Below are 21,255 nucleotides of genomic sequence, written 5' to 3'. Positions count from 1 at the left end.
AGGCCCGCTCGCCGGGACGACCCGGTCAGTCCAAGCAGCCCAGTCAGCCCAGGAGAAATGATCACCATGTCACCAGCGCAGCAGCGCATCTCGCATCGGATCTCGGCGATCGCGGAGTCCGCGACCCTCGCCGTGGACGCCAAGGCCAAGGCCCTCAAGGCCGAGGGGCGGCCGGTGATCGGCTTCGGCGCGGGTGAACCGGACTTCGCGACCCCCGACTACATCGTGGATGCCGCCGCCGAGGCCCTCCAGGACCCCAAGAACTTCCGCTACTCCCCCGCCGCGGGACTGCCCGAGCTGCGTTCAGCGATCGCGCAAGCCACGCAGCGCGACAGCGGATGGGCCGTGGAGCCCTCCCAGGTGCTCGTGACCAACGGCGGCAAGCAGGCCGTGTACCAGGCGTTCCAGACGGTCGTGGACGACGGCGACGACGTCCTGCTGCCCGCCCCATATTGGACCACCTACCCTGAAGCCATCCGACTGGCCGGCGGCAACCCCGTGGAGGTCTTCGCGGGTGCGGACCAGGAGTACAAGGTCACGCCCGAACAACTTGAGGCCGCATACACGGAGCACACCAAGGCCCTGTTGTTCTGCTCGCCCTCCAACCCCACGGGTGCGGTCTACACCGCCGAGGAGACCCGGGCCGTGGGTGAATGGGCCGCGGCCAAGGGCATCTTCGTAATCAGCGACGAGATTTACCAGCACCTCACGTACGACGACGTGGAGTTCACCTCCATGGCCCGCGCCGTACCCGAGCTGCACGAGAACCTCATCCTGCTCAACGGCGTGGCCAAGACCTACGCGATGACCGGGTGGCGTGTGGGCTGGCTGGTTGGTCCCGCAGACGTCGTGAAGGCCGCGACCAACCTGCAGTCGCATCTGAGTTCCAACGTGAACAACGTGGCCCAGCGCGCGGCCTTGGCCGCCCTGAACGGGCCCATGGACCAGGTGGAGCGCATGCGCGAGGCCTTCGACCGGCGTCGTCGCACGATCGTGGACGGGCTCAACGCGATCGACGGCGTGGTGTGCCCCACCCCCACCGGTGCGTTCTACGCGTACCCAGACATCACGGCGTTGTTGGGCCGCGAGTTCGCGGGCGTCACGCCCACCACGAGCGCGGAGCTCGCGGAACTGATCCTCGAGAAGGCCGAGGTGGCAGTGGTCCCGGGTGAGGCCTTCGGCCCGTCCGGGTACCTGCGCCTGTCCTACGCCCTGGGCGATGACGATCTCGCCGAGGGCCTGTCCCGTCTGCAGAACTTCCTGGGAGGCACCGAATGAGCGTCAAAGAGACCTTGCACGAGCTGGACGAGTTGCTGCCCTCCGCCGTGGCCCTGCCCAGCTCGGCTGTGGTGGCCGGCGGACTGATCGGCGGTTACGCGGTGGCCCGTTTCACGGGGGTGCGCGCCCTGGGCGGCGCGGTCCTGCTCGCGAAGGGCGTGGTCGCCGGGCGCACGTGGTATCGCTCCGCGGGACCCGCCACGACCGCGGGCCTGAGCGTGCTGTACCTCGCCGGGTTCGGACTGTCCCACCCGCTGGCCAAGAAGATCGGCGCGTGGCCCTCGGTGTTCACCGTGGCCGCTGTCAACGCCGCGGCGTCGTGGGCGCTCGTGGACCGGCACAACTTTCGGGGCAAGGCCGCCTGAGGCCCCCGCGCGGACGCACCCTTCACCGCGCACGCACCCTCCCCGGCGCACGCACCCCCGATGGCGGATGACCGCTGTCGGGGGTGCTGCTCGTTCAGGGGCGCTGTTCGTGCGGGGAACGACATCCGTTCAGACGGCGCGGCCCGTTCGGGGAGCACCGTCCGCACGAATGATCAGTGCGCGGATTCCCGGGCCGAGCGGCGTTGTGGGACGACGGCGACCGCGAGATCCACCACGCCCCGTCGCGGGCCTACTACGACCGGAAACGCGCCCAGGGCAAACGCCACAACCAGGCAATCATCGCCCTGGCCCGCCGGCGGACCGACGTCCTGTTCGCGATGCTGCGTGACGGCACCCTCTACCAAGACCCCACCGACCCTCAGACCGCGTCATCAGTGGCCCTGGCTGCTTGACGAAAACCATAGAGGCACCCCCCCCGCGTGCGCGGACCACGTGAGTCCCGACGACGCGAGAAACAGGAAATCGAGGGCCAGCCACACGCCCGTGGCCGTGTGGCACGACCGAGTCCGGCGATACGTATTGGCCTCCCCCGGACGCGGGACCAGGGTGACCCGGGCGCAGCGGCCCCGCCCCACGCGGCGTCGGTGCAGCACCACGAGCACGATCCTGCTCACGGCCATGACACCCAGCCACGAGGCCGCGAGTTCGCTGTAGAGCCGCCCGGGCTCACCCACCAGCAGGTCCCGGCGCAACCGGTCGATCGTGGTGCGCAGCGGCAGAGTGCAGTCTTTGCAGCAGGGCCATGAACCAGGCGTGGGAGGGGCGCGCACCCTCGCAGGCACGTTCGGACGACGGTGCGTTCCGTGTTGCGGACATGATGAAGTACCTCTCGACGGCATGTGGTGAGGACACCCCGCAGGTGAGTGCCCGGGGTGTGCTCGAAAGGAAAGCGGCTCAGACGGAGAGAGCCGGCGGTCCGCGTGGGGAGATGATGCGCACGGGTGACCACGCGCGCGGGGGCAGGGGGTAGGCCAGGGGGACGGGGCGCAGGGCGTGACCCTGGGCGTGGGCCGTCCCGATCACGTGGGAGGACGGCCCCGCAGCATGACCGCCCAGCGAGAACGGCGCGTGGAAGAGCACCTGGCTCAGCGCCACGGCACACGCGGTTCGTACGGCGCCGAGACGCCGCCCGGCGAGAAGCACGCACACGAGCCCCACGATCGAGAGGGTCAACGCCAGGAGGGCCACGTTCGGCGGGTTCGGGTCCACCGCGTAGTGGGACGTGGCCGCGCACAGGGTGGATACGCCAGCGGCCGCCCAGCCTCGAATCAATCAGGCCGGGCGGCTCACGGGGGTGGAACCAACCATGGACGCTTCCGGGGGACGGTGGGAGGAGCCGGGTATCAGTCGTCCACGGCGTCGCGGCCGCGGCGCACGATCAGCGGGTCTGGCGGGTACACCACGGAGGTGTCCTTGTCCTCGTAGTCGAACTGGTTGAGGAAGAAGCGCATGGCGTTGAGGCGGGCGCGCTTCTTGTCGTTGGACTTGATGGTGATCCACGGGGCGTGGTCCGTGTCCGTGCGGCGGAAGGTCTCCTCCTTGGCCACGGTGTAGTCCTCCCAGCGGTCCAGGGACGCGAGGTCCATGGGCGAGAGCTTCCAGCGGCGCACCGGGTCGATCTGGCGGATCGCAAAGCGCGTGCGCTGCTCGTGCTGCGTCACCGAGAACCAGAACTTGGTCAGGTGGATCCCCGAGTCCACGAGCATCTTCTCGAACACGGGCGCCTGCAGCATGAAGCTCTCGTACTGCTCGTCCGTGCAGAAGCCCATCACGCGCTCCACGTTGCCGCGGTTGTACCACGAGCGGTCGAACAGCACGATCTCACCGTTGGTGGGCAGGTGCTGGATGTAGCGCTGGAAGTACCACTGGCCCTGCTCGCGGTCCGAGGGCTTGTTCAGGGCCACCACGCGGGCGGCGCGGGGGTTGAGGTGCTCGGTGAAACGCTTGATGGTCCCGCCCTTGCCCGCGGCGTCCCGGCCCTCGAACACGATCACGTGTTTGAGGTCGTTGTCCTGACCCCAGTACTGGAACTTCAACAGTTCGATCTGCAACTGGTACTTCTCGAGCTCATAGTCCTCGCGGGACATCCGCTCGTCGTACGGGTACCCCTCACGCCACGTCTCCACCGCGCTTCCACCCGGGTCGATCAGATCGGGGTCCGGGGACTGCCCGTCCCGCACGGTGTACCCCTGGTCCACGAGCTTGTCGATGAACTCGCGCAGGTTCTCCCGGGCCGGTTCTTGCTGGGCGGTCATAACGTCCTCCTGGTGGCCTGACATCGCGAACGGCGTGTTCACAGATCCTCCCCCGATCTTAGTTGTCCACATTAACCACGGGTGGACGGGACCCACCATGTGCCGCGCATCCGTTCATCCGGTGTCCCGGGCAACGCCGAGCGCGCGTCACTAGGATGGAAAGGGCACAACGACACGACACGACAGAGGGGAACTGAGGCACACATGCGAATCGGGCTCATGACCAGCGGCGGGGACTGCCCCGGACTCAACGCGGTGATCCGCGGCGCGGTGTTGCACGGCATCAAATCCTTCGATCACGAGTTCGTGGGCTTCCGGGACGGCTGGCGCGGCGTCGTCGAAGGGGACATCATCGACCTGCCGCGGCAAAGCGTACGCGGCCTCGCGCGCCAGGGCGGGACCATCCTGGGCACCTCGCGCACCAACCCCTTCGACGGCCCCCAGGGCGGTCCCGAGAACATCGCCAAGGTCCTGGAGCGTCACGGGATCGACGCCGTGGTCGCGATCGGCGGCGAAGGCACCCTGGCCGGCGCCAAGCGGCTCGCGGATGCGGGGCTGCCCGTGGTGGGCGTGCCCAAGACCATCGACAACGACCTGCAGGCCACCGACTTCACGTTCGGTTTCGACACCGCGGTCTCGATCGCAACGGATGCGATGGACCGGCTGCGCACCACCGGCGAATCGCATCACCGGTGCATGGTCGCGGAGGTCATGGGCCGCCACGTGGGCTGGATCGCGCTGCACTCCGGCATGGCCGCCGGCGCGCACGCCATCCTGATCCCCGAATTCCGGGAGTCCATGGAGCAGGTTTCCGAGTGGGTCCGTGAGGTCCACGAGCGTGGCCGCTCACCGCTCGTTGTCGTGGCGGAGGGCTTCATCCCCGACGACCGCGAGGAGGCCATCGCGGGCAAGGGCACCGAGGCGTCCGGGCGCCCGCGGCTGGGGGGCATCGGGGACTTCGTGACGCGGGAGATCGAGGAGAACACCGGCATCGAGACCCGCAACACGATCCTGGGTCACATCCAGCGCGGCGGCGCGCCCACCGGCTTCGACCGTGTCCTGGCCACGCGACTGGGGATCGCCGCCGTGGGGATGGCCACCGAGAAGCAGTGGGGCAAGATGTGCGCGCTGCGCGGCACGGACGTGGTGCGCGTGGACTTCTCCGAGGCGCTCGACGGGCTCAAGGTGGTACCGCAGGACCGCTACGACGAGGCCAAGGTGCTGTTCGGTCGCTGAGCCCCGACTCGTGGTGACGCCCCGTTCCCCTCCGAGGGGAACGGGGCGTCACCACATGTCAGTCGTGTTAGGTCAGAGCCGCATTCCACCGCCGCGCGGACCGCGCATGAGCCCCTGGGCCCGGCCCACCACGGACCCGGCATCCGGGGGGACCACCACGGTCTGGGCGGCGGCCCACTGTTCGGCGGGTGCGTCCGCGGACGTGCCGCCCGCGGCGTCGTCGGACGCGCCGTTGCCGTTCGATGCGGCCTCCTCCGAGCCCTGCACGACGGTGTCCCGCACGGTGAGCACCGCGTCCGGGGCGACCGAGCGTTTGAGCACGGCGAGCGCGATGGGGCCGGCCTCGTGGTGCAACTGGGCCGCGGTCACGCGACCCACGACCTTGCCGTTCAGCTCGACCGTGGCCCCGGGGCCCGGGAGCGTGTGCTGGGAACCGTCCAGGTCCAGGAACGTGAGCCGGCGCGGCGGGTGGCCCAGGTTGTGCACGCGGGCCACGGTCTCCTGGCCCTTGTAGCAGCCCTTGGCCAGGTGCACGGCGGTGCGCATCCAGTCCAGTTCGTGCGGAATGGTCTTCTCGTCCGTGTCCGCGCCCCAGCGCGGCCGCCAGGCCTCGATCCGCAGGGCCTCCGCGGCCCACGAACCGGCGAGCGAGTACCCCTGTTCCTCGAGAGCCGCGACCGCGGTCTCCAACGACGCGAGCGGAATCAGGTGTTCGTACCACGAGCGCGCGGCACCCGGGTGGTCCTCGGTCACGGCGTAGGCGTGACCGCCCGCGCCGACGCCCGGCCACGGGTCATGCCACACCAGCACGGGGTTGGTCTGGGCGGAAAGCAGCTCACGAAGGTCCCGCGTGGCGACGAGCACCGCCCAGCGGTCACTGACGTCCTCGATCTCCACCCGCAGGGCGAAGCGCATGGTGGTCAGCCAGTCGGCGAGCCCTGCGGCCTCCCGGGCCTCGGTGATCAACCACGTGGTCCCGCCATCGTCAACCACGTGCGGAGCGAATTCCACGCGGCCCTGGATGCTCAGGAAGAGGGTTTCGGTACTGACTCCCGGGGTCAGTCCGGTGAGCACCTGCGACGACAAGGTGGTGAGCCAGCTCAGTCGATCGGGGCCACTCACGGTCACGACGCCGCGCTGGGACTGGTCCACCACGGCCCTCCCCCGGGCCAGGGCGCGCTGTTCGTGCACGGGGGCGCCGTAGTGCGCCGCGACCCCCTCGTCCAGCGCTTCCGCGGTCACGGCACCGTGGCGGTGCAACAGGACGGAGGAGTATGAGGGTGCGGTGTCAGTCACTTCTGGGGTTCGACCTTGCTCAGTTCGGCGGAAGCGTGCGTAGCGAGTTCGTGGCCCTGCGCGGCCATGTCCCACGCCCACATGAGGTGGTTGTTGACGAGCCCGTAGAGCCGGGTCCCGGAGACGTACTCCTTGGCACCGCGGGCGCGGATCACGGCGTCCGTGCTGAGGTCCACGCGCGGGCCCTTGATCTGGCCCAGGTACAGCTCGGCGACGCCGCCGGGCTGGGCGATCGTCACGGAGATGTCGAAGCCGCCGTCCGCGTTGCGCAGGTCCTCGACGTCCTGTGCGGACTTGAGCACGGGCACGGGGTCCGGCGGGAGCATCCCGGGTCCGATGTCGCCGTCCTCACGAGGACGGGCGAGCTCCCAGAACCCTTGTTCGTACGTGGCCTCGCGCTGGGGTTCGCCCTCTTCGTTGAGCAGCGTGGTCTGCGCGCGGTAGATCATGAACGGTAAGCCGGTCTGTGCGAACGTGACGCGTTGCCGGAAGGCACGCTGTTCGGCGTCGCCGTATCCCATGAAGCCGTTGCCCTCCCACGTGCCCAACAGCCATGCGAAGGGAACGAGTTCGGGGGTCAGGTCCGTGGGGATCTCGACGGGCACGAGTTACAGCTGGCCCTTGAAGAGGCTGAACACGACCTTCAAGGAGATTCCGAGGATGCACAGGCCCGCGAGGCCGAGCAGGACGAGGTAGAAGATTTCGAGAGCAAGCATGGCTTCACGCTACCACGGCGGCCAGTAGCTGGGTCGCGAAAACGGCCACCATACCGAACAGTGCCACGGGTGTGACACCGAGCGTGATCATGCCCCTGCGGCGCAGGTTCTCGGGGGCCGCGGAGATCACGCGGGCACCGGCGACCACCAGGATGATGGTCAGCGGGGCGCCCACGCCCGCGACGGTGAGCCACCTGCTCAGTCCCTGGTCGTGGGCCACGCGGGAGAACGCAATCCACCCCGAGGCGGCAACCGCGGCCAGGACCCCCGTCGCGGAGGCCAGCGCGGATTCCAGACGGTACTTGGCACCCTCCCCCCGCACGAGTTCGGCCACGCACACGGCCATGAAGGACACACCGATGATCGCGGGCAACCACACGAGGCGCTGGGACGGGACGAGTTGTACGAGCAGGCACGCGAGGGTGCCGGCCACCGCGATGAGCACGTTGTGCCGGCGCCGCGCCTGGATCCCCGCGGCGGCGGGCCACCCCACACCGATCGTCACGGCCATGGCCACGGACACGAACAGCGGCGCCCACGAGCCGATCACGCCCGCCGTGAGCGCGAGGACGAGCGCCACCGCGGCGGCGACGATGATGCGCGCGTACTTCATGGTGGGGTTCCTTCGGGGCCGAGGGCGGGCGGTGTGGTGCGTACCCGTTTCAGCGTAACCGGCGCGGGCCTCGCGGCGGGTCACGTGTACCCCCGCACGTCCACGGGGCCCGCCTATACTGGCCCGGTCATCGGCCGTGCCCGCGCGGGAGCGGTCACCTCGCGTCCGAGCGGATCCCACAGTGACCCACATCGCCCTGCTCAGCACCGCCTCCCCCGCCGTGGAGTCTGCCCTGCCCGCGCTCGAGCTGCTGCCGCACCGGGTGCGGGTGCACGCCCCGGACGAGAGCAGTGCACTGACCGGGTCCGCGCGCCCGGACGTGGTGATCGTGGACGGCACCCGCAACCTCGTGACGGCGCGCAACACTGCCGTCTCCCTGTCCGGGCTCGAACGCCCGCTGCCCGTGCTCGTGACGGTGACCGAAGGCGGGATGGCGGCCGTGGCGCCGTCATGGTGCGTGAGCGACGTCCTGCTGCACACCGCGGGACCCGCCGAGATCGAGGCGCGGTTGCGCCTCGCGCTCGCAGACGCCGGGACGAACGCGCTCGAGAACGACGACGCCGTGATCCGCGCCGGGGCCGTGGTGATCGACGAGAACTCCTACACCGTGAAACTGGGCGGGCGGGCCCTGAACCTCACGTTCAAGGAATTCGAGCTGTTGAAGTTCCTGGCCCAGCACGCAGGCAGGGTGTTCACGCGCCACCAGTTGCTCTCCGAGGTGTGGGGCTACGACTACTACGGCGGGACGCGCACGGTGGACGTCCACATCCGTCGGCTGCGAGCCAAACTGGGTGCGGATCACGAGCACCTGATCACCACGGTGCGTAACGTGGGGTACAGCTACACCGCGGGCAGGGACCAGACGCCCTGATCGCGCGCCATAACCCACCGAGGAGGCATCCCATGTCCGTGACCGTGACCGCCCACGAGGATATCCCGTTCCCCGACGATCTCGTGGCGCTCGCCGAGCGCGCCCACGCCGCGGACGGCGAACCGCCGTTCTCCGACCAGACCCTCGTGGACGTGCGCTCCGGCCGTGCGGGGGTCACGTGCGTCGCGGCCACCGACGGCGAGCGCCTCGTGGGTGCCGCGGTGGTCGTGCCGCAGCCGGATCGCGCGTCCACGTACACGGTGGAGCTCGTGGTGGACCCCGAGCACCGCAACCGGGGTGTGGCCACGGCGATCGCGGGGCAGCTGCGCGCTCAGCTGGACGGCACCGTGGAGGCCTGGGCCCACGGCAACCACGTGGCCGCGCAACGCCTCGCCGAGCTCCACGGCCTCGAGGCCGTGCGGGACCTCTACCAGCTCAAGCGCGCCGTGGCCGGCGCCGAGGACGTCCCCCTGCCCGTGGACCTACCGGAACATCTCGAGATCCGGGCGTTCGAGGTGGGCCGGGACGAGCAGTCGTGGTTGCGGGTCAACGCCGCGGCGTTTGCCAAGCACCCCGAACAGGGCCGCATGACGCTCGCCGATCTGCAGGAACGCGAGAACGAGTCGTGGTTCGATCCCCGGGGTTTCCTGCTCGCGGTCGCCGCGGACGACCCGGACGACGTCGCGGGCTTCCACTGGACCAAGGTGCACCCGGCCTCGGGGGACGCCGCGGCCATCGGTGAGGTCTACGCCGTGGGGATCGCCCCGGACCACCAGGGCCACGGACTCGGCCGCGCCCTGACCGCGGCGGGCATCAACCACCTGGCCGAACAGGGGCTGGACGAGGTCATGCTGTACGTGGACGCGGACAACCCCGCGGCCGTGGCGCTGTACGAATCCCTGGGCTTCGAGCGCTGGCACGTGGACGTCATGTACCGCAGCTGAGACGGCTACGATCGTTACCGAACCCCGCCCGCGCCGCGCGGTCGAGTCGAGCGTCCGACTACGGAGAGCAGGTCATGGCGAAGAACAAGACCCTGAGTAAGTACGACATCCTCGCCGCCGGCTGTGTGTGCTGGCGGGTGGTGGACGGCGAACTCCAGGTGTTGGTCATCCACCGCCCCCGCTACGACGACTGGTCCTGGCCCAAGGGCAAGCAGGACGACGGCGAGACGCTGCCGGAGACGGCCGTGCGCGAGCTGCGCGAGGAGACGGGGTTGCACATCACCCTGGGGGTCCACCTCGCGGACACCGAGTACACCGTCCGCGGTCATGACAAGCTCGTGCGCTACTGGGCCGCGGAGGTCTCCCCCTTCGCCCACACGTCCCCGGAGGACGACGAGGTGGACCGGATGAGCTGGTTGCCCGTGGCCCGGGCCCGCTCGATCCTGACCAACGAGGACGACACCGCTCCCCTGGACGAACTCGCCCGCCTGTACGCGCGGGCCTCCCTGGCCACCCGCCCCGTGATCGTGATCCGCCACGCCAAGGCCAAGCCGCGTTCCTCCTGGCAGCGCGCCGAGGGGGACCGCCCGCTCGCCGCCACGGGCAAGCGTCAGGCGCTCGCCGTGACCCGGTTGCTCGCCGCGTGGCAACCGAAGCGCGTGGTGACGTCCCCGTGGTTGCGCTGCATCTCCACCGTGGTGCCCTACGCCAAGAAGTACGGGATCAAGGTCAAGGAGCGCTCACAGCTGACGGAGGCCGCCCACAAGCGCCATCCCAAGCGCGCGGCCCAGGTCACCGAGCAGCTCTTCGACACCGAGCGTCCCGTGGTGCTGTGCACCCACCGCCCCGTGCTGCCCACCGTGTTGAAGGTGCTCGCCAAGCACCTGCCGCCCGCGCTCGCAGCGCAACTGCCGGACGCGGACCCGTACCTGAGCCCCGGTCAGATGATCGTGCTGCACATGCCCCGGGCCTCGCAGAGCGCCCGCGCCGTGGGCTTCGAGATCATTTCCCCGTTCGACGACTGACACCACCCCGACCGCCGGGCCCCCGGCCCGCGTTCATGCCCACGCCGACGCCGCTGTCCCCACCCGGGCGCGCCCCGACCGTTCGTGAGGTGCGCGCCGCGCGGAGGCCGCCGCAGCGGCGTCGTGAGAGGAGACCCATGCCCATCCCCACTCCCTACGAGGACCTCCTGCGGGACGTGCTCGAGAACGGGACCCCCAAGACGGACCGCACCGGCACGGGGACGCTGTCGGTTTTCGGACGCCAGATCCGCTACGACCTGGGCGGCTCCTTCCCCCTGCTGACCACCAAGCGCGTGCACTTCCGCTCGGTGGCGCTCGAACTGCTGTGGTTCCTCTCTGGCTCCTCCAACGTGCGCTGGCTGCAGGAGCGCGGGGTGAGCATCTGGGACGAGTGGGCGGATGAGAACGGGGACCTGGGGCCCGTCTACGGCGTGCAGTGGCGCAGCTGGCCCGCCGGGCATGGGGAGACGATCGACCAGATTGCCCGCGTAGTCGAGTCCATCCGCACCACTCCGGACTCGCGCCGGCACATGGTCACCGCGTGGAACCCCGCGGAGGTGGACCGGATGGCGCTACCCCCGTGCCACGCGCTATTCCAGTTCTACGTGCAGCCGCGCGAGGACGGTCCGGACGCCCTGAGCTGCCAGCTGTACCAGCGTTCGGCGGACCTGTTCCTGGGCGTGCCGTTCAACATCGCGTCCTACGCGCTGCTCACCGTGATGATCGCGCAGCAGTGCGATCTGGTCCCGGGTGAGTTCGTGTGGACCGGGGGTGACTGCCACATCTACTCCAACCATTTGGAGCAGGTGCGCACCCAGCTCGCGCGTGAGCCCTACCCGTACCCCCGGTTGCAGTTGCGCCGGCACCCGGAGTCGATCTTCGACTACGAGTTCGAGGACTTCGAGGTGCTCGACTACCAGCACCACCCCGGTATCAAGGCCCCGGTGGCGGTATGAACGGGGACGTCGTGAACGGGCGAGGCTCGGACGCACTCGCCGCGATCGTGGCTCCCGCAAAGGGTGAGCGGCGCCCGAACGGCGGGAGCAACGTCGCCGTGGGCGGGATCTGGGCGCAGTCCCCGGACGGCGTGATCGGGGCGGACGGCAGCATCCCGTGGCACGTGCCCGAGGACCTGAGGTTCTTCTCCCGCACCACCGTGGGGCACCCGGTGATCATGGGTCGGCGCACGTGGGAGTCCTTCCCGGAGCGTTTCCGGCCCCTGCCGGGGCGGCCCAACATCGTGATCACCTCCCGTCCGGACTCGGTGCCCGCGGACGGTTCGCGGGTGTGGGCCGTGGACTCGTACGACGCCGCCGTGGCCCTCGCGCTGCGCCTGCTGCCCCCGGCCCCCGGCGCCGATAACGCCGCGCCCGCCGGGACCTCGTCGCGCACCGACGCTGCATCCTCGGACGGGCCATCCCTCGTGCCGGGGACCGCGCGCGAGATCTGGGTGATCGGCGGCCCGGGGGTGTGGCGCGAGGCCGCCGCGTACGCTCCGCTGCCCCTGACCCGGGCGCTCGTGACCACCATCGAGCTGGACGTCACCGGCGACACCCACGCCCCACACCTCGACGACGAGTGGGCGCGGCGCGAGGTCGCGGGCTGGGCCGAGTCCGCCAAGGGGGTCCGTTACCGGATCGACGAATACACGCGCGGTGCCGCGACCGGGACCGTGACCAGGGGCGATGGGATAGCGTGATGGGACACACAGCTCGAGATGGAGGTCCCCACCGTGACGACTGAACCCACACCGCAGATCAACAACAGCCCAGACCTGAAGGTCGTCCCCAACCACGACGCTTCACGTTACGAATTGTGGGACGGGGAGCAGTACATCGGGTTCCTGGGCGTGGAGGTGCTCGAGGACGGCACCGTGGACCTGCAGCACACGATCATCTCGGAGGCCTTCGGCCGCCGCGGATACGCGCGGACACTGGTCACGCGCGTGCTGGACGACTACCGGCAGCGCGGCCTCAAGGTCCGGGTCACGTGCAGTTACATCCAGGACTACATGCGTCGCTTCCCGTCCTACCGGGAGCTGCTGGCCACCACCCCGGACCCGCGGACTCGGGGCTGAACACGGTGCCTCGCTAGACTGGGGGGCATGACTTCACAACCCGCCGCCGTAGGTTTCATCGGATGGCGCGGCATGGTGGGCTCCGTGCTCATGGACCGCCTGCGCGCCGAGAACGATTTCGCCCAGCTCGATCCCGTGTTCTTCTCCACCTCCAATGCGGGGGGTCCGGCCCCCTCGGTCGGGAGCGCCGGGGATCCTGGTGTGCTGCAGGACGCCCACGATCTCGAGGCACTCTCCAAGTTGCCCATCCTGGTCACGACCCAGGGCGGGGACTACACCAAGGCCGTGCACAGTGAGCTGCGCAAGAACGGCTGGGACGGCATCTGGATCGACGCCGCCTCCACGCTGCGCATGAACGACGACGCCGTGATCGTGCTGGACCCCGTCAACCGGGACGTCATCGACGCCGCCCTGGACCGCGGCGTCAAGGACTTCGTGGGAGGCAACTGCACCGTCTCGTGCATGCTCATGGGGCTGGGCGGGCTGTTCCGCAACGAGCTCGTGGAATGGGCCACGTCCATGACGTACCAGGCCGCTTCCGGCGGCGGTGCGCGCCACATGCGCGAGGTCATCCAGCAGTTCGGGGACATCCACGCGAGCGTCGCCGACCCGTTGGCGGATCCCGCCTCCGCAATCCTGGAGATCGACCGCGCCGTGCTCGCCAAGCAGCGCGGCGGTGAGCTGGACACCACCCAGTTCGGGGTCCCGCTGTCCGGGTCCCTGATCCCCTGGATCGACGCCGATCTGGGTAACGGCCAGTCCCGCGAGGAGTGGAAGGCCGAGGCGGAGACCAACAAGATCCTGGGCCGCTCCGGGGACCGGACCATCCCGGTGGACGGGTTGTGCGTGCGGATCGCCGCGATGCGTTCCCACTCCCAGGCGCTGACCGTCAAGCTGCGCGAGGAGGTCCCCGTCGCGGAGATCGAGCGCTTGCTGGACGCGGACAACGAATGGGCCACCGTGGTGCCCAACACCAAGGAGGACTCCATGCGGGACCTCACGCCGGTGGCCGCCTCCGGGTCCCTGCAGATCCCGGTGGGTCGTATCCGCACCATGTCCATGGGTCCGCAGTACATCTCCGCGTTCACCGTGGGCGACCAGTTGCTGTGGGGCGCGGCGGAGCCCGTGCGGCGCATGCTCAAGATCGCCACGGGAACCCTCTGATCATGAGGTTCTGATCCGGGCGTTTCGGTGCGCGCGTTGATCCGCGCGTTTGGTGGGGTTCCCGGACCTAGCGAGGATCATCAGGGGTCGTGGCCCGCATGTGCCGCGGCCCCTGCACCATGGTGTGGGGCTTGTCCTGGGCACGCCGGTAGCGCCACTGCGCCATGATGTTGGCCCACCACCGCCACGCACGCAGCGCGACTTGCTTGATCCGCTGATTCAGCCGGTGGGCCCATTCGAACTCGGTGCTCCAGATCCCCAGCCCCAGGAAGATCGCAAGCCACCCGGGCCCGGGCGTCACGAGCATCACGATCCCCGCGAGCACGAACACCCCGCCGAGCACGATCACGGTGGCCTTGTGCAGGACCCGCAGCACGGGGTGGCGCTCGGACCACGCGCGCAGCCGCAGCACCGCCCGGTGCACCCGGCCCCCGCGTTCGCCGCGCTCGATCTCCTCGTGCAGCTCGGAACTCATGCGCGCGTCCCACTCAGGTGGTGCGACGCGCCGGCGCCGCTCGCCCCGATCATCACGACTGCTCCGTTCGTCCCATGGGTCGCGCTCGTCAGAGCGACAGCCCGATCAGCACGGGCTCGGGGGCCAGTCGTACGCCGAAGACCTGTTCCACGCCGCGCTGTACCGTGCTCGCGACGGCGGCGACGTCCTCCCCGGAAGCGGTGCCCCGGTTCGTCATGGCCAGCGTGTGCTTGCCGGACAGCGCCGCGCGTCCTCCGGCGACCTCCCCGCCGTCCAGGTCCAACAGCTCGTTTCGGGTGCCCAGCAGCCCGAATCCCTTGCCGAAACCGGCGTGGTCGATCAACCACGCCGCGGAGAATTTCACCGCGCCGGGAACCTCCTGTCCCGTGGCGTCCAGGACCGGGTAGCGGGGGGCGTCCGCGGGGATCCGATCCGTGAGTTCGTCCTCCGGGACCACCGGATTGGTGAAGAAGGACCCAGTGCTGAACGTGTCCCTGTCCTCGGGGTCCAGGACCATGCCCTTGCCCGCTCGCAGTCGCAGCACGGTGTCCCTCACGGTCGCGAGCGGTGCGCTCTGGCCCGTCTCGACCCCGAGAGCGGCGGCCAACTGGGCGTAGCGCACGGGCATCGACTGCTCCTGCCTGCGCAGGCGGAACGTCACGGACAACACCACGTAGCGCGGTGAACCGTGAGTCATGCTGCGCTTGAGCAGGGAGTCACGGTAGGAGAATTCCAGGTCCGCGAAACCGAACGTGAGCTCCTTCCGGGCTTCCCGGTCCCACACCCGCACCCGCACGATGCACTGGGAGACCTCCGCGCCGTACGCGCCCACGTTCTGCACGGGCGTGGCACCCGTGGTGCCCGGGATCCCGGCCAGGGTCTCCAGACCGGCAAGCCCGCGCTGCACCGTCTCCCGAACGGTGTCCTCCCACGGCTCTCCCGCGGCGACGTCCACGAGCGCCGTCTCCGAGTCGCGGTCGGCCGAGCCGTCCTCGTCCGTGACCGTGATCCCGCGCGTGGCCACGTGCACCACGGTTCCTGCGAACGGCTGATCGGAGGCGAGGATGTTGGAGCCGCCGCCCACGATCAACACGCGCTCACCGGCGTCGTCGGCGTGGGAGACCGCGTCGACGAGTTCCACTTCCGTGGTCACCTCCACGACCTTCTCGGCGGGGCCCCCCACGGCCGTGGTCGTGAGGTGGGACAGGCGTGCTGCGTTCATGAGGCACCACTCTAGTGCGGGAACTGCACAACCGCCTGAGCCTTGACGAGCACCTTGAGCTCCTTGGCCTCGGCCGGATCCGTGTCCGGTTCGGAGAGGTCCGGAGCGGTCACGGTGAGGTCCACGCGCACCGTACGCGCCTCGGGATCCACGACTCCGATCACCCCGCTCACGGTCAGCGCGGTGCCCGGGACCACGCGGTCCTCGAACGCGTTGGGGACCACCACGGGCTTGCTGAACCGGGTCTGGTAGTCCACCACGGCGCCGGGATCGCCAGCCCACTCGGTCACCAGCGCCACGGCCGCACCCATGGTGAACATCCCGTGGGCGATCACGTTGGGCAAGCCCACGCCCTGCGCGAAATCCTGGTTCCAGTGGATCGGGTTGAAGTCACCAGACGCGCCCGCATAACGCACCAGGTCCGCGCGCGAGACCTCCACGCGGCGCTCCCCGATGAACTGGCCCTTCTCGAGCTCGTCGAACGTGATGTTCACTGGTCCTCCCCGCGTACCAACAACGACGACACGGTGGTCGCCACCTTCTCCCCCGACACCGTGGTGATCTCCACGCGAGAGGTCACCATGGCCCCGGATCCCAGGGGACGCACGTTGTCCACCGTGACCGCGGCTGTCAGCTCGTCCCCGGCGACCACGGGGCGGTGATGCGTGAACCGCTGGTCCGCGTGCACTACGCGCGAGAAGTCGATCCCGGCCTCGGGATCGTTGACCAGGGCGGCGTCGGCCCGCTGGGACACGATGATCGCGAACGTGGGCGGGGCCACGAGGTCCGCGTACCCGGCAGCGCGCGCCGCGGCGACGTCGTGGTGGGCGGCATCCGTGGCGTGGACGGCGCTCGCGAACTCGCGGATCTTCTCGCGGCCCACGAGGTACGGGGGGATGGACGGGTAGGTCCTGCCCACTACGTCGGCGGATATGGCCATGACTCTCCTCGATCGCTGGGAAGAATTTCTCCCAGAGTACTGGGCGAGCGGGCCCGCACGAACTACCGGGGCCGTGCACGCGCTCGTCCAGCCGCGCCCGGGCCTGCGCGTAGGCGTCCTCGGACAGCGGGTAGAAGAACGCCCGCGGCACGATCGAGGGGCCGTGGTCCAGCAGGTGACGGACGTAGTCCTCCACCGCGGGGTTCTCATCGAGCGCGGTGCGCGAGACGTAGACGTAGACGTAGAGTTCACGGCCGAGCGGGTAGCGCCCGGAGACCACGGACTCCCGGTCCGATGCCACGCCGTCCACAGACAGCGTGGTGATCCGGTTGCGACCCCCTCGGGTGCCGCGAGGTAGTTGTCGACCCCCATGAAGGCCAGGGAGTACGGTGCCTCGGCGGCCCAGTGCGCGACCTGCGCGAGGTCCGCACTGTGCTCGTAGTCCTCGCGGATGGCCCCGGGTTCCCCGTTGACCTTCTGGGTGAAATCGAGGAACCTCCCGGACCCCTGGTTGCGACCGAACAGGTCCATGGGCTCGTGGGGCCAGCCTTCCCGCAGGTCCGACCACGTGTCCACCGAGGATCCCGGTTCCCAGATCCGCCGCAGCTCCGCCATCATGATGTCCCGGACGGCCTCGTTCTGCTCGTTGGCGATCAGCACGATCGCGTCCAGGGCAATGGGCAGTTCCACGTACTCCACGCCGTTGTCCGCGCACGCCGCGCGGAAGTCCACGGGGTCCTCGGGGCCCGGGATGGGGGTCGAGGCGTTGTTGATGTCCGATTCACCCGCGCAGAACTTCTCGAACCCGTTGTTGCTGCCCTCGGACGAGATCTGCGCGTTCGTGCCCGATTCCCGCACGGCCATCGCTTCTCCCCCGCTTCCCGGTCGGTGCTCGCGGCACCCCCGTCCGCGGCGTCGTCCGCCCGCTCGTCCCACGGCCTGCCGGCACGCTGTTCACGCACCGCGCCGCGTACGAACGCGCCCACCGCCCGCCAGTCGATCCGGGCCTCCTCGAGCAACGTGGCCAACCTGTCGATCTCGCGGTGCTGGGCCTCCAGTTCCTGGGACGTCTCGCGCCATTGCCGGCGCCGCTCCAGCTCCTCTCGCAGCCGGGCCACCCGTTCCTCGGCGTCGACGATCAGTTGCAGCAGTTCTCGTTCGTCCGTCGAGGTGGACGGGTGTCCGGGGTTCATGCGGTCGCTCTCCTCGGCGCTCGATGTGGCTCGCGATCAGAAGACGGAGGTCAGCAGGATCATCACGCCCGGGATGGCGACGAACACACCGAGCACCCAGATCACCACGTAGAGCGTGTTCTCGGCGCCCAGGTTCCCGAGCCACGCGGCGGCTTTGATGAGGATGGGCCGCAGGAAGAGGATCCCCGTGATCACAGCCATCGCGAAGACGTTGTAGAGCAGGTGCACGGTTGCCGCCGTCATCCCGGCCGTGCGCTCGATCCCGGAAAACCGAACGCCGCGATGATCGCCGTCATGGTCGTGCCGATGTTGGCGCCCACCGTGAACGGGAAGATCTGGCGCAGTGAGAACGTGCTGGACGCCGCGAGCGACACCGCGAGCGACATCGTGGTGGAGGACGACTGCACCAAGACCGTGACCAGCAGGCCCGCCAGGATGCCGGAGATCGGGCCTCGGCCGATCGCGGAGTGGAAGATCCTCTCGGCGTGACCGACCAGCAGCAGCTTGAGCAGTTTGGAGATCATGCGGATCACCAGCAGGATCAGTGCCACGCCCACGAGGATCATGCCGATCCCCGCCCAGACCTCGGGGAGGAAGGACGTCAGGGCGCCGCCGATCAGGTCCGCGCCGGGATCCGTGATCGTGGAGACCACGTCCCGAACGTGCCGAACATCATCTCGATCGCCAGGAAGATCACCAGGGCCAGCAGGTTGTACATGTCGTGCACGGACGCCGCGGAGAAACCGCGCCGGAACTGTTCCCGGTCACCGGCCGCACCCAGGGAGACCAGTGTAGAGGTCACGGTTGTACCCACGTTGGCGCCCATCAGGATGAGGATGGCCGTGCCCAGCGGCAGGCCACCCGCGACCATGCCCACCACGATCGAGGCGGTCGTGGACGAGGACTGCGTGAGCACGGTGGCCAGGATGCCGATGGCCAGACCAACGAACGGGTTCTCGGCGACACTGAACAGCTCCTCCGCGCGCCCACCCGTGGCGGCGCTGAAACCGTCACCAATCCATCCCACCGCGGTGATCAGGACATAGATGCCGAACGTCACCAGGAACCACTCGAGGACGTTGCGCGTGCGCTCGGAGACCGGCAGCCGCGCCAAGATGTTGGGTGTCTGCTCGTCCTTCTCGGGACCCGACTGCGCGTCCTTCTCGGTGGGTCGCTGTGCCAGCGTTGATCCGCTACCCGACATGGTGCCTCGCCCCTCCGACGTCCGATTGTGCCCGCCCGCCCCGGAGGCTGCTCCGGAGTGCGGCGCCCTGTTCCTCGAGTGGAACAGGGCCAAGCGGCCGCGAGGTGAATCGGGCTCGTCCGCGAGTCGACCTGACGGACGGGTGGCTCAGCGATCGGCGAGGAGGTCGCCCGTTCCCGGACTGCTCAGCAGCGGGTGGTGCGGGACCGGCTGTCCCGGACCAATTGTGCCCGGGGACGACGAAGGCGCCGCTCCCCGAGGGGAACGGCGCCTGAACGGTAGCGGTGGACGGGCTCGATCCGTCGACCTCACGATTATGAGTCGTGCGCTCTAACCAGCTGAGCTACACCGCCACATCATGGATGAAACCCACGGTTCGCAAAGAGCCGCAGGTTCTCATCATGAGAGCCCCGACCGGGAATCGATCCCGGGACCTCCATCTTACCAAGATGGCGCTCTACCACTGAGCTATCGGGGCAACGCGGAATACTCTAACAGGAGATGAGCGGGTCGCAAAAACGAGCACCTCACCCCACAAGCCGCGCCGATTCACCCGCCATGGTGTGCTCCTTGATGAGCCAGCGGGCCTCGGGGGCGTCCGCCCGACCGACCGCTTCCACGAGGTCCCTGTGCAGGTCCAGGCGGAAACGGATGTACTCGTCCAGGGGGCATCTCCAGGGATGACTGCACCGAGGCGGTGCGCACCTCCACGACGTCCAACAGGCTCAGGTAGATGGAACGCAGCAGTTCGTTGGGACTGATCCGGGCGATCCTCGCGTGCAACTGCTAGTTGGAGCGCACGAAGGCCACCGGGTCCGGGGCCTCCCACGAGCTCATGGCCAACAACGTGTGGGCCAGGTCCTTCCCGGGCACCGAGATCGCGCGCCGCAAGGCGTGGGGCGGGCGCGACGACCTGCGGGTCGAGTACAACACCGCGAGCCCTTCGTCCATGTGCAACATCGGCCAGCACGATCTGGAGCCCATCCTGCGGCCGCCGGCGAGCGCCACGGGGCGAGCATCCGGTTCGGCACCGAACTGCTCGAACTGACCCAGGACGGCCGCCGGGTCTCCACGATCGGTCTGGTGGGCCGCGGGCGGTTCACCCTGCTGACCGGGATCGGCGGGGCGCCGTGGCGCGAGACCGTTCGCGTCGTCGGCGAGGAACTGGGTCTGCAGATCGCCGTCCACGGCATAGGTGCGGGACAGGACCTCGCGGATCCCACCGCCGAACTGCGCGCCGCGCTGCACAGCATCCTGGGCACCCCCGCAAGGGATGCACCCTACGCCCAGAACGCCCCCGCCCGGGGCGAACTGCTCACGGAAGGAGCCTGATCATGGCCCTGGGACTGTTGGTCATGAGCCCGACCCTGGGGCTGTAGCTCTTCGGCTGAGGCACGAGAACCACCACTGCAGCATCACCGAGGCGGAGCTCGCGCACCGCGTCACGAGTGACCCCGAGAAGTGGGGACCAAGGCGGGCCCGCCCATGGCTGCGGACCGCGCCGGGATCTCGTCCGCACCGATCGTGGACGGGCACACGTACCTGGTCGATTGCGGACGCGCCTGCGTGACCCAGTTCCACAAGGCGGGGCTGAGCTTCGCGTCCCTGCGGGGGATCTTCCTGACCCATCTGCATGCCGATCCCGTGGCCGACTACTTCAACGACTTCATGATGGCGTCCACGACGGGCCGAAAGAACGGGGACGTTATCCCCGGCCAGCTCGCGGTGTACGGTCCCGGGCCCGCGGGCGGTCTGCCGGAACCGTTCGGGGGTCGGCCGGTGGGGATCGCGAGCCCGGAGGAACCCACACCGGGCACCAAGTCCATGACCGCGCACCTGCTGCGGGCGTTCGCCTACACGAACAACATCTTCATGCGGGACGAGGACGTCCGGGACTACGACTCCCTCGTGGCCGTCAACGAGATCATGCCCCCGCACTCCGCCCACGTGATGGTTGAGGACATGGGACCCGTGGTGCAGGCCTCCCATGTGGACCACCTGGTGCTCTCGCACATCGAGAACACGGGCGGCACCATCGATCCCGTGGAGTGGCACCGGCTGGCGTGCCGCCGCTACGACGGCGCGGTGACCGTGGGGCAGGACCTGCAGATCATCACGGTGGCCTGAGCCGCACGCGTCAGCGCACCTCACACCTCACGGGAACATGAGAAGCAGAAAAGGGCCGTGGCCGGGACGATCGTCCCGGCCACGGCCCTTTGTGCTGTCACTCACCGGCCACGCCGATGACCGACCACGTCAGCGACCGTCCCGGCTGAGCAGGCCCTGCTCAGTCGGCCGGCTCAGTGGCTCGCAGCGAACCGGCGAATCCGCGAGTCAGCGGCTCACGGTGAGGCAGTGAA

Annotated in this window: 26 protein-coding genes, 2 tRNA genes and 2 pseudogenes; 13 read left to right on the top strand and 17 right to left on the bottom strand. The window is 69.2% G+C overall.

What is annotated here, in order from left to right; translation table 11 throughout:
• The first annotated feature begins 57 nt into the window (after nucleotides 1–57).
• The 3 genes and pseudogenes from B3I25_RS11210 to B3I25_RS11200 form a co-directional block, all read left to right on the top strand.
• A complete protein-coding gene (locus tag B3I25_RS11210; protein ID WP_186313787.1) occupies nucleotides 58–1,278 on the top strand; it encodes a pyridoxal phosphate-dependent aminotransferase in 1,221 nt (406 codons plus the stop codon).
• Nucleotides 1,275–1,643 carry a hypothetical protein gene (locus tag B3I25_RS11205; protein WP_286739106.1) on the top strand — a complete coding sequence of 123 codons (369 nt, stop codon included), beginning with the start codon at nucleotides 1,275–1,277 and terminating at the stop codon, nucleotides 1,641–1,643. The genes B3I25_RS11210 and B3I25_RS11205 overlap by 4 nt, the downstream gene beginning before the upstream one ends.
• A 242-nt stretch (nucleotides 1,644–1,885) precedes the next feature.
• Nucleotides 1,886–2,056 (top strand): annotated as a pseudogene (locus B3I25_RS11200) (IS110 family transposase); the annotation flags it as partial.
• Here the strand turns inward: B3I25_RS11200 and B3I25_RS11195 are convergent.
• The 3 genes from B3I25_RS11195 to ppk2 form a co-directional block, all read right to left on the bottom strand.
• On the bottom strand, nucleotides 2,036–2,434 hold the full coding sequence (locus tag B3I25_RS11195; protein ID WP_286739105.1) for a PepSY domain-containing protein: 399 nt from the start codon (nucleotides 2,432–2,434) through the stop codon (nucleotides 2,036–2,038). The pseudogene B3I25_RS11200 and the gene B3I25_RS11195 sit on opposite strands and share 21 nt — an antisense overlap.
• A 124-nt stretch (nucleotides 2,435–2,558) precedes the next feature.
• Nucleotides 2,559–2,936, bottom strand: a complete 378-nt coding sequence (locus tag B3I25_RS11190; protein WP_286739104.1) for a hypothetical protein — start codon at nucleotides 2,934–2,936, stop codon at nucleotides 2,559–2,561.
• Nucleotides 2,937–3,007: 71 nt separating this feature from the next.
• Nucleotides 3,008–3,919, bottom strand: coding sequence for a polyphosphate kinase 2 (ppk2, locus tag B3I25_RS11185; protein ID WP_172644385.1), 912 nt, complete (start codon nucleotides 3,917–3,919; stop codon nucleotides 3,008–3,010).
• 204 nt (nucleotides 3,920–4,123) lie between these two features.
• Here ppk2 and B3I25_RS11180 point away from each other — a divergent pair, with 204 nt between their 5' ends.
• Nucleotides 4,124–5,155, top strand: coding sequence for a 6-phosphofructokinase (locus tag B3I25_RS11180; RefSeq protein ID WP_085108437.1), 1,032 nt, complete (start codon nucleotides 4,124–4,126; stop codon nucleotides 5,153–5,155).
• A 72-nt stretch (nucleotides 5,156–5,227) separates the two neighbouring features.
• Here B3I25_RS11180 and B3I25_RS11175 read toward each other — a convergent pair whose 3' ends face one another.
• The 3 genes from B3I25_RS11175 to B3I25_RS11165 form a co-directional block, all read right to left on the bottom strand.
• Nucleotides 5,228–6,451, bottom strand: a complete 1,224-nt coding sequence (locus tag B3I25_RS11175; RefSeq protein ID WP_286739102.1) for a YgfZ/GcvT domain-containing protein — start codon at nucleotides 6,449–6,451, stop codon at nucleotides 5,228–5,230.
• Complete coding sequence (locus B3I25_RS11170; RefSeq protein ID WP_206478969.1) at nucleotides 6,448–7,056, bottom strand: FABP family protein; 609 nt, start codon at nucleotides 7,054–7,056, stop codon at nucleotides 6,448–6,450. Before B3I25_RS11170 ends, B3I25_RS11175 begins: the two co-directional genes overlap by 4 nt.
• Nucleotides 7,057–7,171: 115 nt before the next feature.
• The gene (locus tag B3I25_RS11165; protein WP_206398546.1) at nucleotides 7,172–7,780 is read right to left on the bottom strand and encodes a hypothetical protein; all 609 of its coding nucleotides are present in this window, start codon (nucleotides 7,778–7,780) and stop codon (nucleotides 7,172–7,174) included.
• A 181-nt stretch (nucleotides 7,781–7,961) separates the two neighbouring features.
• Between B3I25_RS11165 and B3I25_RS11160 the strand changes: the two genes are divergently transcribed.
• The 7 genes from B3I25_RS11160 (at nucleotide 7,962) to asd (ending at nucleotide 13,861) form a co-directional block, all read left to right on the top strand.
• Complete coding sequence (locus B3I25_RS11160) at nucleotides 7,962–8,651, top strand: winged helix-turn-helix transcriptional regulator (RefSeq protein WP_035960005.1); 690 nt, start codon at nucleotides 7,962–7,964, stop codon at nucleotides 8,649–8,651.
• A gap of 32 nt (nucleotides 8,652–8,683) precedes the next feature.
• Nucleotides 8,684–9,595: a mycothiol synthase gene (mshD, locus tag B3I25_RS11155; RefSeq protein WP_286739097.1), complete on the top strand. Its 912-nt coding sequence runs from the start codon at nucleotides 8,684–8,686 to the stop codon at nucleotides 9,593–9,595.
• Between the two features lie 74 nt (nucleotides 9,596–9,669).
• Nucleotides 9,670–10,620 carry an NUDIX hydrolase gene (locus tag B3I25_RS11150; RefSeq protein ID WP_064845244.1) on the top strand — a complete coding sequence of 317 codons (951 nt, stop codon included), beginning with the start codon at nucleotides 9,670–9,672 and terminating at the stop codon, nucleotides 10,618–10,620.
• 137 nt (nucleotides 10,621–10,757) lie between these two features.
• Nucleotides 10,758–11,576 (top strand): thymidylate synthase, encoded by an 819-nt coding sequence (locus tag B3I25_RS11145; protein WP_286739093.1) that lies wholly within the window; start codon nucleotides 10,758–10,760, stop codon nucleotides 11,574–11,576.
• Nucleotides 11,573–12,319: a dihydrofolate reductase gene (locus tag B3I25_RS11140; protein ID WP_286739091.1), complete on the top strand. Its 747-nt coding sequence runs from the start codon at nucleotides 11,573–11,575 to the stop codon at nucleotides 12,317–12,319. The genes B3I25_RS11145 and B3I25_RS11140 overlap by 4 nt, the downstream gene beginning before the upstream one ends.
• A 33-nt stretch (nucleotides 12,320–12,352) precedes the next feature.
• Complete coding sequence (locus tag B3I25_RS11135; RefSeq protein ID WP_082943131.1) at nucleotides 12,353–12,697, top strand: GNAT family N-acetyltransferase; 345 nt, start codon at nucleotides 12,353–12,355, stop codon at nucleotides 12,695–12,697.
• A 27-nt stretch (nucleotides 12,698–12,724) separates the two neighbouring features.
• On the top strand, nucleotides 12,725–13,861 hold the full coding sequence (asd, locus tag B3I25_RS11130; protein WP_085108425.1) for an aspartate-semialdehyde dehydrogenase: 1,137 nt from the start codon (nucleotides 12,725–12,727) through the stop codon (nucleotides 13,859–13,861).
• A 67-nt stretch (nucleotides 13,862–13,928) separates the two neighbouring features.
• On the opposite strand, the gene B3I25_RS11125 is transcribed toward asd, so the two are convergent.
• The 11 genes and pseudogenes from B3I25_RS11125 to B3I25_RS11075 form a co-directional block, all read right to left on the bottom strand.
• Nucleotides 13,929–14,336 (bottom strand): PGPGW domain-containing protein, encoded by a 408-nt coding sequence (locus B3I25_RS11125; RefSeq protein ID WP_286739083.1) that lies wholly within the window; start codon nucleotides 14,334–14,336, stop codon nucleotides 13,929–13,931.
• 88 nt (nucleotides 14,337–14,424) lie between these two features.
• Entirely contained in the window at nucleotides 14,425–15,558 is a 1,134-nt protein-coding gene (locus B3I25_RS11120) for a UDP-N-acetylmuramate dehydrogenase (RefSeq protein WP_206478972.1), read from the bottom strand.
• 11 nt (nucleotides 15,559–15,569) lie between these two features.
• On the bottom strand, nucleotides 15,570–16,052 hold the full coding sequence (locus tag B3I25_RS11115) for a MaoC family dehydratase (RefSeq protein WP_270263571.1): 483 nt from the start codon (nucleotides 16,050–16,052) through the stop codon (nucleotides 15,570–15,572).
• Complete coding sequence (locus B3I25_RS11110; protein WP_064845251.1) at nucleotides 16,049–16,498, bottom strand: FAS1-like dehydratase domain-containing protein; 450 nt, start codon at nucleotides 16,496–16,498, stop codon at nucleotides 16,049–16,051. The genes B3I25_RS11115 and B3I25_RS11110 overlap by 4 nt, the downstream gene beginning before the upstream one ends.
• 387 nt (nucleotides 16,499–16,885) lie before the next feature.
• Nucleotides 16,886–17,362, bottom strand: a pseudogene (locus B3I25_RS11105) (substrate-binding domain-containing protein); the annotation flags it as partial.
• Between the two features lie 365 nt (nucleotides 17,363–17,727).
• Nucleotides 17,728–17,934, bottom strand: a complete 207-nt coding sequence (locus B3I25_RS11100; protein ID WP_286739079.1) for a hypothetical protein — start codon at nucleotides 17,932–17,934, stop codon at nucleotides 17,728–17,730.
• The gene (locus B3I25_RS11095; RefSeq protein ID WP_286739077.1) at nucleotides 17,931–18,344 is read right to left on the bottom strand and encodes a Na/Pi symporter; all 414 of its coding nucleotides are present in this window, start codon (nucleotides 18,342–18,344) and stop codon (nucleotides 17,931–17,933) included. Before B3I25_RS11095 ends, B3I25_RS11100 begins: the two co-directional genes overlap by 4 nt.
• Nucleotides 18,308–18,895 carry a hypothetical protein gene (locus B3I25_RS11090; protein ID WP_241246957.1) on the bottom strand — a complete coding sequence of 196 codons (588 nt, stop codon included), beginning with the start codon at nucleotides 18,893–18,895 and terminating at the stop codon, nucleotides 18,308–18,310. Before B3I25_RS11090 ends, B3I25_RS11095 begins: the two co-directional genes overlap by 37 nt.
• Nucleotides 18,896–19,174: 279 nt before the next feature.
• A tRNA-Met gene (locus B3I25_RS11085) sits at nucleotides 19,175–19,248 on the bottom strand.
• A gap of 53 nt (nucleotides 19,249–19,301) precedes the next feature.
• A tRNA-Thr gene (locus B3I25_RS11080) sits at nucleotides 19,302–19,373 on the bottom strand.
• A 308-nt stretch (nucleotides 19,374–19,681) separates the two neighbouring features.
• Nucleotides 19,682–19,846, bottom strand: a complete 165-nt coding sequence (locus B3I25_RS11075; protein ID WP_193518915.1) for a hypothetical protein — start codon at nucleotides 19,844–19,846, stop codon at nucleotides 19,682–19,684.
• Between B3I25_RS11075 and B3I25_RS11070 the strand changes: the two genes are divergently transcribed.
• Both B3I25_RS11070 and B3I25_RS11065 read left to right on the top strand, forming a co-directional pair.
• Nucleotides 19,847–20,227 carry a hypothetical protein gene (locus B3I25_RS11070; RefSeq protein ID WP_286739073.1) on the top strand — a complete coding sequence of 127 codons (381 nt, stop codon included), beginning with the start codon at nucleotides 19,847–19,849 and terminating at the stop codon, nucleotides 20,225–20,227.
• A 153-nt stretch (nucleotides 20,228–20,380) separates the two neighbouring features.
• Entirely contained in the window at nucleotides 20,381–21,022 is a 642-nt protein-coding gene (locus B3I25_RS11065) for a hypothetical protein (protein ID WP_143470098.1), read from the top strand.
• The last annotated feature ends 233 nt before the right edge of the window (nucleotides 21,023–21,255 follow it).

The sequence above is a fragment of the Kocuria sp. UBA1838 genome (assembly GCF_002338785.1).
GTDB lineage: Bacteria > Actinomycetota > Actinomycetes > Actinomycetales > Micrococcaceae > Kocuria > Kocuria marina.
The sequence above is the reverse complement of the archived record's forward strand: the minus strand, read 5'-3'. Positions and strand labels throughout refer to the sequence as shown.